11 protein-coding genes are annotated in these 12,956 nt (G+C 64.1%); 2 read left to right on the forward strand and 9 right to left on the reverse strand.

All coding sequences use genetic code 11. The features are described from left to right. Positions 1-104: 104 nt before the first annotated feature. Entirely contained in the window at positions 105-818 is a 714-nt protein-coding gene (locus BRADO_RS19325) for an outer membrane protein (protein ID WP_011927027.1), read from the reverse strand. Positions 819-1,083: 265 nt separating this feature from the next. Between BRADO_RS19325 and BRADO_RS19330 the strand changes: the two genes are divergently transcribed. Beyond that, complete coding sequence (locus BRADO_RS19330; RefSeq protein ID WP_011927028.1) at positions 1,084-1,386, forward strand: DUF3551 domain-containing protein; 303 nt, start codon at positions 1,084-1,086, stop codon at positions 1,384-1,386. A gap of 127 nt (positions 1,387-1,513) precedes the next feature. On the opposite strand, the gene BRADO_RS19335 is transcribed toward BRADO_RS19330, so the two are convergent. Together BRADO_RS19335 and BRADO_RS19340 are read right to left on the reverse strand one after the other, a co-directional pair. Further along, positions 1,514-2,293, reverse strand: a complete 780-nt coding sequence (locus tag BRADO_RS19335; protein ID WP_011927029.1) for an outer membrane protein — start codon at positions 2,291-2,293, stop codon at positions 1,514-1,516. A 453-nt stretch (positions 2,294-2,746) separates the two neighbouring features. Further along, positions 2,747-3,517, reverse strand: coding sequence for a helix-turn-helix transcriptional regulator (locus BRADO_RS19340; protein ID WP_011927030.1), 771 nt, complete (start codon positions 3,515-3,517; stop codon positions 2,747-2,749). A 125-nt stretch (positions 3,518-3,642) separates the two neighbouring features. Here BRADO_RS19340 and BRADO_RS19345 point away from each other — a divergent pair, with 125 nt between their 5' ends. Next, positions 3,643-4,722, forward strand: a complete 1,080-nt coding sequence (locus BRADO_RS19345) for a zinc-binding alcohol dehydrogenase family protein (protein WP_041757607.1) — start codon at positions 3,643-3,645, stop codon at positions 4,720-4,722. Between the two features lie 12 nt (positions 4,723-4,734). Here BRADO_RS19345 and BRADO_RS19350 read toward each other — a convergent pair whose 3' ends face one another. The 6 genes from BRADO_RS19350 to BRADO_RS19375 form a co-directional block, all read right to left on the reverse strand. Continuing rightward, positions 4,735-5,436 (reverse strand): ABC transporter ATP-binding protein, encoded by a 702-nt coding sequence (locus BRADO_RS19350; protein WP_011927032.1) that lies wholly within the window; start codon positions 5,434-5,436, stop codon positions 4,735-4,737. A gap of 7 nt (positions 5,437-5,443) precedes the next feature. Continuing rightward, positions 5,444-6,724 (reverse strand): lipoprotein-releasing ABC transporter permease subunit, encoded by a 1,281-nt coding sequence (locus BRADO_RS19355; protein ID WP_011927033.1) that lies wholly within the window; start codon positions 6,722-6,724, stop codon positions 5,444-5,446. A gap of 95 nt (positions 6,725-6,819) precedes the next feature. Further along, positions 6,820-8,154, reverse strand: a complete 1,335-nt coding sequence (gene proS / locus BRADO_RS19360; protein WP_011927034.1) for a proline--tRNA ligase — start codon at positions 8,152-8,154, stop codon at positions 6,820-6,822. 211 nt (positions 8,155-8,365) lie between these two features. Beyond that, positions 8,366-9,892: a copper resistance CopC/CopD family protein gene (locus BRADO_RS19365; protein ID WP_244422846.1), complete on the reverse strand. Its 1,527-nt coding sequence runs from the start codon at positions 9,890-9,892 to the stop codon at positions 8,366-8,368. Positions 9,893-9,933: 41 nt separating this feature from the next. Beyond that, positions 9,934-10,467, reverse strand: a complete 534-nt coding sequence (locus BRADO_RS19370) for a DUF1775 domain-containing protein (protein ID WP_011927036.1) — start codon at positions 10,465-10,467, stop codon at positions 9,934-9,936. Positions 10,468-10,474: 7 nt separating this feature from the next. Next, positions 10,475-12,949 (reverse strand): TonB-dependent receptor, encoded by a 2,475-nt coding sequence (locus BRADO_RS19375; RefSeq protein ID WP_011927037.1) that lies wholly within the window; start codon positions 12,947-12,949, stop codon positions 10,475-10,477. Between the last annotated feature and the right edge of the window lie 7 nt (positions 12,950-12,956).

A 12,956-nucleotide genomic window follows, 5' to 3' on the forward strand; every position in this document is an offset into this window, starting at 1 on the left:
CGGCGCCAGTCGATCCACGAAAAAGCCCCGGCGCGAACACCGGGGCTGATCGATTCGCCGATCCGAAGAACAGGCGATCAGGACATGACGTCAGTATAGGACGATCAGTATTTGGCGATCGTCGGGCCGCCGAAGCGATAGTTCAGACGCGCCGTGAACAAATCGACGTCCTGCTTGATGCTGTCGGAGCCGAGCGCGCCGAAGCTCACGGTCTGCCGGTCCATGAACAGATGGTCGTATTCGACGCCCACCGACCAGTTCGGCGCGAAGCCGTATTCGAGGCCGGCGCCGACCACGCCGCCCCAGCGGCTGTCGGTGTTGGAGGCGAGGAACGCGCCGGTGACCGCATTGGTGATCGTGTACTTGTTGCTGGTCACGGCCGCACCGCCCTTGGCGTAGAGCAGCACGTTGTTGAAAGCATAGCCGACCTGGCCGGTGAACAGGCCGAATGCATCGGTCTTGGTGCGGTTGCGGGTCGCGAACAGCGCGCTGACATTGTCGCCGGTGAAGTCGGCCCAGTTGCCCTGCGCCTCGACGCCGAACACGACCGGCCCCATCTGCCAGCGATAGCCGAACTGGCCGCCGATCGTGCCCCCCGACGAATCATGCGAGCCCTCGCGGCCGCCGCCGACGAGATCCCAGGTGTTGTGGCTCCAGCCGCCGCCACCGTTCGCACCGATGTAGAAGCCGCTCCAATCATAGATCGCGGCCATCATCGGTGCCGGCGCCTTCGTGTAGGGACGCGCGGCGAGATCCGCGGCCAGCGTCGGAGAAGCCAGCACCACGAGCGCCGTCGTCATCAACAGAAGTTTCTTCATCTGAAAGTCCAGTCTCGTCTCATTTGGCCCCCAGGCCAGCCGCACCTCTTAACGATCCCTCGCGCAATTGCTGTAGCGGCATGGTCACAGAGCGCTTCTGAAGGCGCCCCGGACATGTCCGGAAATTAATCTGCAATCACAGTGTGTTGATGGAACTTAGGAGATTTGCATGCGGGGGGACGAGGGACTACACACGACGTGCGATCGTGACGCCTTTGCCAGCCATGCAGCGAAGTAGTCATCACGTGATGAGGGGAGATCGTAGATGCGTGACGTTTTCTTTGCGGCGCTGGCCGCGGCGGGCATGGTGATCACCGCGCATGCGCCGGCGCAGGCCGTCGGCGTCAGGCATCCGTTCTGTCTGCAGGGTGATGAGTACCCGGCATTGAGCAACTGCACGTTCGACAGCTATGCGCAGTGCCAGGCGACGGCTTCGGGACGGCTGCTGACCTGCATCGCCAACCCTTATTTTGCGGGCGTCAGCAATGATCCGCGCGCGACACCCTATCCCTATTCGCATCGGCAGCGGATCAAGCCACGTCCGCCGTTCGTCTTCGAGGAGGATTGAGTGGAGTTGATACCGGACGGCAGGACGCCGTCCGGTCTTTTCGATGCGCCTCGTTGAACAAAATGGCAGCATGCGGTTGCAGATCGTTCGTCGAGGCAGAGCCTCGACGAACCCTGCCCCGCGAACGTCAGTGCATCATGCCGAGTCCGAAGCCCGGACCAAACTTGTAGTTCAGCTTGACGAGGCCGATATCGACATCCTGCTTGATGCGATGAGTCATCGCGGGCTGGCCTGCAGCGGCGACGAAATTCAGGTTCTTGTTGCCGAGGAAGATGTGGTCGTACTCGATGCCGACCGACCAGTTGGGAGCGAAGCCGTATTCGAGACCGGCGCCGACAGTGCCGCCCCAGCGCGTCGTGTTGGCGCGGTCGAGCATGACATTGGTGCCTGTGGTAAAGGTATCGTAGCGATCGCCGACAACCGCGGCACCGCCCTTGAAATAGACGAGAATGTTGTCGAAGGCGTAGCCGACCTGACCGGTGAACAGGCCGAAGCCGTTGGTGCGCGAGCGGTCGCTGACATTGGGAAGGATCAGGTTTCGGTTGGTGCCCTTGAAATTGGCCCAGTCGCCCTGCGCTTCGACGCCGAACACCCAGTTGGCCATCTGGTAACGGTAGCCGATCTGACCACCGACCGCGGCGCCTCCGCCACCCGAACAGCCCTCGCGGTTCGCCGCCGGATTCACCGCGACACCGGCGTTCGAGACGAGATTCCAGCAATCCCGGCTGGATCCGCCGCCGGCGTTGAAGCCGACATAGAAGCCGCCCCAATCATACACGGTCGCCATGACGGCAGGCGGAGCCTTGGTGTAAGGGCCCTTCTTGACCGGAAGATCAGCCGCAAAGGTAGACGTCGCGGCAGCCATTGCGCCGAGCCCCGCCGCTGCCCCGAAAAGCGTTTTCATCATCGAACTCCGTAGCTTCTGTCCCAAGGTCCCCAAACCCTCTGTTCGGTAGCCAAAACATGCAGCGCGACGCAGTGCTCATGCCCTTTGCATCTGCGTCGTCGACATCAGGTCTTGGCCGGACTCAACCGGTTCTTTTCGGCTTTTATGGGATTGGACGAAAACGCCTGTTTTCGAAGCACTTCGCGGCGCGACGAACTAACAACTAACAAGATATGTGGAGGAGTCGTGACCTGCGTCCACGGTCCGCCACAATGGAACGGCGGCGAGAGCGCGGCGGAGAACGCTCTCGGTCACGGAACCCGCGCGATAAAGCCTCAGTCGTGGAATCCTCGGGGCGCGACATCCTGTTTTGCGAATGCCTAGCATCATCATCCGCAAAACTGACGAATGTATGGTCTCTGCTAATTATTCGCCGAAGCCGCTGTTCGCACCATTGTCCGCGCGCGCGATTCGTCACGTGTAGTAGATCGCGAGCTTCAGCGCAGGGTCGTCGTTGGCCTGAAACGTCGCGTAGCGCAACCGAAGGCGGCCTTTCTTCGGATGCTCGAGCAGCTTCTCGCCCGCCGCGAGCGCGTTGACGTCGTGAGCCGCCCACAACTCGTCGAACTCGCGGCTGCCCTGCCGCAGCCGCGCGAGCAACTCGGCAAAGGCGGGATCGCCCGCCCAGAGATCGTAGGTCGCGCGAAACTGCGCCACCATCCGCCGGGCCAGCTCCTTCCATTGCGCGCCAAACAACTTGCGTACGCCGGGCGTGCACAGCATCAGCAGCAGCGTGTTGCGATCCTCGTCGGCAAGCCGTGAGAAACCGAAGATCTCATCCGCCTGATCGTTCCAGGCCAGCACATCCCATCGCCGTCCCGAGATGTAGGCCGGCTGGTTCAGGCTTTTCACGAGATCGCGAAGTCCAACCGGCACCTGCTCGCGCACGAACGGCTTGCGCGCGGGTCCGCGCACCAGCGCCTTCAGATGAGCATGCTCGGTTCGGCTGAGGCGCAGGGCGCGCGCCAGAGAGTCGATCGTCGATGACGACGGCTTCACCGCACGGCCCTGCTCGAGCCGGATGTACCAGTCGACGCCGATGCCGGCGAGCTCGGCCACTTCCTCGCGGCGCAGCCCCGTGGCGCGACGCCGCCGGCCGGCCGGGAGACCGACCGCTTGCGGCGTCAGCTTTTCACGCCGCGAGCGCAGGAAATTTCCGAGCGCTTCGTGTCTTGGGTCGATCATGATGGAGTCTCGTCAACAGACGTTCCAGGCTGGGCCTGGACAGTCCTAGGATAATACCAGGCCTTCCTGCGCGTAGCATAGCTCTGCATTTTCATCTTCCGCTACCCGCGGAATGGAGAGAGATGATGAAAGCTGCCGTGCTGAAGCGTTTTGGATCGCCACTGGAGATAGAAGAGGTTGCCGAGCCCGTGCTTGGCACAGGCGAGGTCATCGTCGACATCGTCGCGGCCGGCGTGCTGTCCTATGCCAATGAAGTGTTCAGCGGCGAGCGCAAATATCTGCTCGAGCTGCCAGTCATTCCCGGAACCAGCGGCATCGGCCGGGTCAGCGCCGTTGGCCCCGACGCGACACATCTCGCGATCGGCGACTGGGTGTTCTGCGATCCCACGGTACGCTCCCGTGACAACGCGCTTGCTCCCGACATCACCCTGCAAGGCCTGAGCGCGCGTGGACCAGGTGGGCTGCAGCTTCAGCAGTATTTCCGGCACGGCTCGTTTGCGCAGCGCATGCGACTGCCAACGGAGAACGCCAAGCCGATCGGCATGATCGATGCTGACGACGCGGCGCGGTGGTGTGCGCTCGGCACCCTGCTCGTGCCCTATGGCGGCTTTCTCGCCGCCCGTCTGCAGCCGGGCGAGACCGTGCTGGTCAGCGGCGCCACCGGCCGGTTCGGCAGCGCCGCGGTCGCCGTGGCGCTGGCCATGGGCGCCGCTGCGGTCGTCGCGCCCGGCCGCAACGAGGCGATGCTGGCCGAGCTCACGCGCAGGTTCGGCGCACGCGTTCATCCCGTCAGGCTATCCGGTGTCGCGAGCGAGGACACCGAGCGCATGAAGCGCGCCGCCCCCGGCCCGATCGACTGCGTGCTCGACATCATGCCGCCCTCGGTCACGACCGATGTCGTCAGATCCGCCATCATGACCGTGCGCCCCTATGGGCGCGTGGCGCTGATGGGCGGCGTCGGCATGCTCGGCGGCCCCGGGCTCGATCTGCCCTATCCCTGGATCATGCGCGATTGCATCACGATCCACGGCGTCTGGATGTGTCCGCCCACCGCCATGGCGACGATGCTGGGACTGATCCGGGGCGGATTACTCGACCTCGCGCAGTTCGAGCCGACCTGCTTCGACCTCGACCATGCCAACGAGGCCGTGGCTCACGCTGCTGCGCATCGCGAGCCCTTCAAGATGACGGTGATCAGGCCCTGATTGCGGCCGAGCTCAATCCAGCTCGACGACCTTGCCGCCGACGATGGAGACGCGGCGGTCCATGCGACCGGCCAGCTCCATGTTGTGGGTCGCGATCAGCATCGCGACTCGCGTTGCTTTCACGAGCTGCATCAGCGCGTGAAAGACATGGTCGGCGGTGGTTGGATCGAGATTTCCGGTCGGCTCGTCGGCCAGCAGCGCCCGCGGCGCGTTGGCGACCGCGCGCGCGATCGCAACGCGCTGCTGCTCGCCGCCGGAGAGTTCGGAGGGGCGGTGCTTGATGCGCTCGCCGAGCCCGAGATAGGCCAGGATCTCGCTCGCCCGCTTCACGGTCTCCGAGCGCTTGAGGCCACGGATCATCTGCGGCAGCATCACGTTCTCCAGCGCCGTGAACTCCGGCAGCAGCCGGTGCGACTGGTAGACGAAACCGATATCGGTGCGGCGCATCTGGGTGCGCTCGATGTCGGTGAGTTGCGATGTCGGGGTGCCCCCGACATAGACCTCGCCCTCGTCGGGGCTCTCCAGCAGGCCCGCGATGTGCAGCAAAGTCGACTTGCCAGAGCCCGAGGGCGCGACCAGTGCCACCGACTGCCCCGCCCACAGGGCAAGCTTGGCGCCGTCGAGGATGGTCAGCTGCTTCTCGCCCTGCATGTACCGGCGCTTGATCTCGTGGAGATAAACGACCGGGACGTCTTCTGCCCCCTGCTCTTCCATCAGCGCCTCACTCGTAGCGAAGCGCTTCGACCGGGTCTAATCGGGCCGCGCGCCAGGAGGGATAGAGCGTGGCCAGAAAGGACAGGGTCAGGGCCATGATGACGACCGCGCTGGTCTCGCCGGCATCGATCTCGGCCGGCAGCTTCGACAGGAAGTACAGCGTCGGATCGAACAGGTCGGTGTTGGTCAGCCACGACAGGAACAGCCGGATGGTCTCGATGTTCAGGCAGATCAGGAGGCCAACGAAGAAGCCGGTGAGCGTGCCCACCACGCCGATCGAGGCCCCGGTGATCAGGAAGATTCGCATGATCGCCCCCTGCGAGGCACCCATCGTCCGGAGCACCGCGATGTCCTGGCCCTTGTCCTTGACCAGCATGATCAGTCCCGAAACGATGTTCAGCGCCGCCACCAGCACGATCAGGGTCAGGATCAGGAACATCACATTGCGCTCGACCTGGAGCGCGTTGAAGAAGGTGGAGTTGCGCTGGCGCCAGTCGACCAGGAACACCGGCCGGCCGGCCGCCTCCGTCACCGTCTTGCGAAACTGCTCCACCTTGTCGGGATTGCTGGTGAAGATTTCGATCGCGGTCACGTCGTTGTTACGGTTGAAATAGGCCTGGGCTTCCGCCAGCGGCATGAACACGAAGCTGGAGTCATATTCCGACATGCCGATCTCGAACACCGCGGCCACCTTGTAGGGCTTGATGCGCGGTGTCGTGCCCATCGGCGTCACCGCGCCCTTCGGCGCAACCAGCGTGATGCTGTCGCCGGCATGCAGCGAGAGCAGATCCGCGAGACGTCGACCGATGGCGACGCCCTGGCCCTCGTCGAAACCTTCGAGGGTGCCCTGCTTGATGTTCTTGGCGATCGACGTCAGGTTCGTCAGATCCTGCGAGCGGATGCCGCGGATGAAGACGCCCGAGGCGTTGAACGGCGACGAGCCCAGGCCCTGGCCGTCGACCACGGGCGCCGCGAGCCGGATGCCCTGCACCTGCGAGATCCGCTCGGAAACATCCTTCCAATCGGTCAGCGGCGATTCCAGCGGCTGCACCAGGAGGTGGCCGTTGAGGCCGAGGATCTTGTCGAGCAGCTCCTTGCGGAAGCCGTTCATGACGGCCATCACGATGATCAGCGTCGCGACGCCGAGCATGATGCCGAGGAAGGAGAAACCCGCAATCACGGAGATGAAACCCTCGCGGCGCCGGGCACGCAGATAGCGCCCGGACAGCATCCACTCGAAGGGCGCGAAGGGCGCGGTCTGCACGGGTTCGGTCATGGCGTCATCCATTGCGCGATCATCCCATGATTCGGGCCGATTGTGGCCGGATTGGCCGTCGGCCGGCTGGCTGCCCCGGTGGATAATACGATGATCGAACGAACGGCTCAGCTCGCCGCGGTTCCAGCGCCAAGCCGCGCCACGATGTCGGCCGGCGACATCATCTCGCGTGCCCCGTCGCTGCGGGTCTTCACCTCGACCTTGCCTTCGGCAAGGCTCTTCGGACCGACCATGATTTGCCAGGGAATGCCGATCAGATCGGCGGTGGCGAACTTGCCCCCCGCGCGCTGCTCGGTGTCGTCGTAGAGCACGTCGACGCCCTTGGCGAGCAGATCGCGATAGAGCTGCTCACAGGCGGCATCGGTGTCCGAGCCGCCCTGTTTCAAATTGAGGATCACGGCGCGGAACGGCGCGACCTCCTCGGGCCATTTGATGCCGGCATCGTCATGGCAGGCCTCGATGATGGCGCCGGCAAGACGCGACACGCCCACGCCGTAGGAGCCGCCGTGGATAGTGACCTCGGCTCCATCAGGACCGGCCACCAGCGCCTTCATGGGCTCGGAATATTTGGTGCCGAAGTAGAAGATCTGCCCGACCTCGATGCCGCGGGTGTGGACGCGCCGCTCCGCCGGCACCTCGGCCTCGAAGCGGGCGCCGTCGTGCACGTCCTCGGTCGCCGCGTAGAGGGAGGTCCATTCCTTGATGATCGGCGTGAGGTCGCCGTCATAATCGACGGAGGCCGACGGGATCGGCAGATCGAGCACGTTACGGTCGCAATACACACCGGACTCGCCGGTTTCGGCGAGCACGATGAACTCATGACTGAGATCACCGCCGATCGGGCCGGTCTCGGCACGCATGGGGATGCCCTTCAGGCCCATCCGCGCAAACGTGCGCAGGTAAGCGACGAACATCTTGTTGTAGGCGCGCCGCGCGCCCGCCTCGTCGAGATCGAACGAATAGGCGTCCTTCATCAGGAATTCCCGGCCGCGCATCACGCCGAAGCGCGGACGCTGCTCGTCGCGAAATTTCCATTGGATATGATAGAGATTGAGCGGCAGGTTGCGGTAAGACTTCACGTAGGCCCGGAAGATCTCCGTGATCATCTCCTCGTTGGTCGGCCCGTACAGCAACTCACGCTTGTGACGGTCGCTGATGCGCAGCATCTCAGGACCATAGGCGTCGTAGCGGCCGCTCTCGCGCCAGAGGTCGGCGAGTTGCAGGGTCGGCATCAGCAATTCCAGCGCGCCGGCGCGGTTCTGCTCCTCGCGCACGATCTGCTCGATCTTCTTCAGGACCTTGAAGCCGAGGGGCAGCCAGGCGTAGATGCCGGCCGCCTCCTGCCGCAGCATGCCGGCGCGCAGCATCAACCGGTGCGAGACGATCTCGGCTTCCTTCGGATTTTCTTTCAGAATGGGCAGGAAAAACCGCGACAAACGCATGGGTTGGGCCTTCGAGATTCGGTTCGGGCTGGCGCAGTCAAACCGGATCAGGCGGCAAAACACAAGACTGGGATTGAGAAAAAGCGGCTAAGCCACCGTATTCCCGATCATTTTACTGGTTTCGCTGAAGCGGAGGATGAACGCCGGCCAACAGCCTGTCGGCGGACTGGGGACCATCAAACGATGATCCAAGGATTGTCCAGGGATGGCCTCAACGTGGCCTGAGCTCGAATTCATCCTCCAGACTGATCTGGTCGAAATCGTCTACCAGCGCGTCGACCCGAACATGCCAGCGGCCGGACAACGGCAGCGGCACATCTCGTGCGTGCCAGTCACGATCCGGCTCTCGAACCGCCTTGCGCTCGATCGGCCCGATGCCCTTGGCCGGTATCTGGAGCGTCAGCGTGACCTCTTTGGCCTGAAGCCGGCTGCCGTCCGGGTTCATCAGTTGGAGCAGGACATGGTTCGGCCCGACCCGCCCGGGAAACATCAGGACCTGAAACATGGCGCGATCGCCGTGGGTATGGAGGCCGAGTGGCGCCTCCCGCGCGAGGCTGCGCGGCGGCGGCGTGAACCGCCAGCCCGCCACGACGCCGAGGATGGCCACGCCAAGGGCGCATTCGAGCAGGATCGAGCGGCTGAGCGCCAGAGATTTTGGATCGGATGCGAAGGCGGGGACGAGGCGGTAGCGGTTCAAAGCCGCGAGCGCGAGCAGCAGCACGACGAGCGCCAGCTTGCTCGACAGCAAGAGCCCATAGGTCGTCTCCACGAGGGCGCGAAGCGACTCGAGCTCGACCATGGCAAGCCACACACCGGTGACCAGAAGCACGCCCACGACGGGCATCGCGATCACGGAAAACCTGCGCAGCGCCGCTGCCGCACCGGCATCGGCCGTCATCGTCAGCGCCGCAAGCGGCACGAGCGCGCCGAGCCAGAACGTCACCGCCATGCCATGGAGGCCGACCGCCGTCCGGCTCAGCCATGCCGGCGGCGCCGTCGCCGCATGACCGCTCATCGCCAGGGCCGCGCCGGCCCCCGCCAGGGCGGCGGCCGCGAGCGGCCTGCCCCACGGCTGTTCTCGCAACCACGCCGCGGCCAAAGCGGCGGCCATTGCGAAGGCGGTGAACAGCACGGTGAAAATCAGGCTCGTGTTGGCCGCAGATGCCCAGGGGCTTGGCGTGAGCAGGCCGCGGAGCGGAAGGTCGAGAAGGTCGAGCCCCTGCCCGCCGACCGACAGCACAGCTCCCACAAGTCCGGCTCCGAGCACGACGATCAGGATACGCTGGACCGAAGCGACAGGCCCCACCCATTTGAGAAAGAACACGCCGCCGACGCCAAAGAACAGACCAGCGTATAGCGCCAGGCGCGCCGACCAGATCAGCCCGTCGCGCCAATGGTCCCGTTCCAGGAACGCATTCGCAGGGGTGGGCGCGCCCACCGCAAAGCTCACAACTCCAGCGACAGGATGACCGTCAGCCGAGATCACTCGATAGCTGACGAGTTGGCTGCCGCGCGGCAGATCGGGCGGCAATCTGACGACGACCGCCGGGCCCGTAACATCGGCGCGAAGCTGGTCCCAGCGCTGCCCGCGTGCGTCGATCAGGACCAGGGCGCCGACCGAGACCGCTTCATCGAAGCGGAGCGTGAGCACCGGCGGCACAGTCTCGGCAACGCTGCCATCGGCGGGCTCGGACGAAACCAGCGCCGCATGCGCGCCGGCTCTGGTCGTGAGGCCCACGGCCAGAGCCAGGATGAGGAGAACCGCCCGGAGCACGCCCCTCACGGTTTCGGCAGCAGCCGGATGCCCGGCGCCGGTTGCTTGTAGCTGTGCGGATCAGCCCCTTCGGCCGGAATCTCGATCCACCGCCTCACATCAGCCTCGCACTCCTGCACGACGGGGAAATACAAGGTGGTGTCGGGCTTGAGCGCGGTCGTCAGCGTCACGTCGACCGCGAACGGCTCGCGGGTCTTGGCTGGCACGCGGCCGCCGGACCAGACGATCTCCTGAACGCCTTCGGACAGTTTTCGCCCGTCGTCCTCATAGGTGGCGGCGTAAGCCCCCGTCTTGGTGTCGATCGTCCAACCCGCCTTGGCCTCCGGCACGACTGCGACGACGCCCTCCGGAATCCGCACGCGCAGCTTGATCGTGTCGGCCTCGCCGCAGCCATGCGGCACGACGAAAACGGCCTGAACGCGTGAGCCGATCGCAGCCTCCTTGGTCTCCAGGATCACATGCGCGTCGGCTGACGCGTTTGCCGTCGCCAGGACTGCGACCGATACGAGCCACGACATCTTCCTGCTGGGAATGCTCATGATCACCTCAGAACGTGTATTTGGCCGCGAGCACGAAGGTGCGCCCCGGGAAGGGATGGAACAGCGTGTATTGCTGATTGAAAAGGTTATCGATGCCGAAATCGAAGGCGAAATTCTTCGTCGCATTGTAGTGGATCTTCATGTCGACGAGGAAGAAGCTGTCGAAGGCGCCGTAGACGTGCGGAATGATGTCGGTGTTGTCCAGCGTCGAATATTGCTTGCCACTGTAGCGTGCCGCGACCGTATAGGCCCAGCTCTCGTTCGGCCGGTAGGTTGCGCCGAACTTGGCGCGCCAGTCCGGCACGTAGGGCACGCGCTTGCCGACCACGGTGGTTGCGGCACTCCATTTCGCATCGGCCAGGATCTTGGAGTCGACATACGTGACACTGCCGAATAGCTGGAGGCCATTAACCAGGACGTTGTCCTTGTCGGCGGACAGTTCGACGCCGCGCATGCGGATCGCGTCGACGTTACTCACAGCCGTCTGAGTGACCTGCTGACCGTTTGTATTATTGGTCACCAGGGTCGACTGGGAAATCAGCGCATCGAAAGTCTTTTCCTGGAACAGCGTGAGCCGAACGCGGCCGTCGCTCCAGTGACGCTCGAGGTTCAGCTCCCCGGTGTAGTCATGCTCGGGTTTCAGTAGCGGGTTCGGCAGAAAGATATTAGTCCCCACCGCGAGGTTCTGGTACAACTCTCCCACGGTGGGGAAACGGTAAGCCTCACCGAAATTGGCGGTCACGTTCCAGTCGCGGTTAAGGTCGTAAGAGAGTGATGCCTTCGGCGAAAACTTGGTCGCAGAAAGCTGCGGCTGGGTTGTCACCAGCGACTGGGTGATTGCTCCAGCAGCGCTTTGAATGGTGTTCACGTTGAAGCCGTCCAATGCGCGCCACGTCTCCAGGCGTCCGCCTAGCGTCAGCTTCAGATCGGGCAGGATCTTCCAGGCATCCTGAACCCAGAGCGCGCCGGTGCGGGTCTCGCCGACACCGGTTGCATACAGCTGGCCCGTGCCGGTCGACGTCGCCTGGTCCCAGACTGTCGTTGCATAGGTCGGGTTCTCCAAACGGTACCGGTCGCCGTGCAGGCCGAAGGAGACTTCGTGTGGCCCGTCATAGCCGAATGGCCGCCAGATGCCTTTGGCGTCGGCGTTCTGCCAGTTCGTGCCATCAAGGCGCGCGATCTTGCCCTTCTGCGAGTACCCGGTCCCAGTGGCGGTCACCGTATAAGGATTGAGCTGGGCATCCTGCAGGTAGTTGTAGCTCGACGCCGATAGATCGAAGTCGAAGGTGCCCCTGGTGTCGCTCTTGAGCGCGATGGCGTTCGACATCTGGGTTTGATCCCAGATATAGCGCCCGCTGGCGAATGTACTGATATTGTTGAAGGTCAGCTGCCCATTGGCATCACGCAGATAGGTCTGTGGCGTCGAGACTTGGTGATTGTTCCAGATGCCGAGCGAATATGTTGCCTGCACCAGCGGGCTAACATCGTAGGCGAGCCGCAGATTGCCGGAGGTCTGCTGCGAGTGCGCGAGTACACCGGTACCCACTACGTCGGCTTCGGTCCCAGTCTTGCTCCTGGCCGGGAAGGCGCCAGTTGTCGTCGTAGGAATCGAAGTCAGCGATGAAATCGTCGTATAAGTCAGCGGCTGCTGGTAGCTGTCGAGGTAATTGGCACTCACCAGCCAGGACAGCTTGCCATCACGATTCCCGGCCGACGCGCTGGTCTGGCTGGTGACATAGGTGTCCTTGGTGCCGTACTGGCTCCACGGCATCACCGAGACGGTCTCTTTGACCGTCGCGAACGGCTTGTCCGGCATCTTCGAGGTGATCAGCAAGACGCCGCCGATCGAGTTGCCGGGATAGGCGGCCGAGAACGGACCGTTGAGAAAATCGACCCGCGCGATCGCCTCTGGCGAGATCAGGTTCCATTTCGGCGAGGCTGCGCTGTTGTTGTTGCCGAGCAGCGTCGAGACCAGCAGGTCGTCATAGTAGATCAGCGTGCGGGCGCTGGAGTTCAGGCCCCACGTCCGCGTCGCCAGCACCGCCTGATTGTCGCCGTCATTGCGTTTGCGGACGAACAGGCTCGGCATGTATTTGACCGCGTCCTCCGGATCCTTGAGGTTGATCGTCTCGTCGATCTGCTTGGCGGTGATGCTGAAGCTCTCCTGCGGCAGCGCGAAGCGCTGCTTGGCCGCGGGCGTCTCGAACGAGCCCTTGACCCCGCCGCCGTCGATGTTGGCGGTCGAGGCCGGTGACGCTGCCGGCTGCGGCGTCGCGGCCGGTTTTGATGCGCGGGCCGCCGTGGCCCGACGCGCCTGTCCCGCCGGCTTGCGCGCAGGGCGTTGGGGCGCGGCGCGCGGGGCGTCGACGGTGACGGATGGCAGTTCCCCTGCGGGCTGGGCGTGCGCGATCGTGGCCGGCTGCAGCAGCGCGAGCTGCAAAGCGACCACGCTGACGCCGCCGAGGGCGTGATGACGAAACATATGAGAC

The sequence above is a fragment of the Bradyrhizobium sp. ORS 278 genome (assembly GCF_000026145.1).
GTDB lineage: Bacteria > Pseudomonadota > Alphaproteobacteria > Rhizobiales > Xanthobacteraceae > Bradyrhizobium.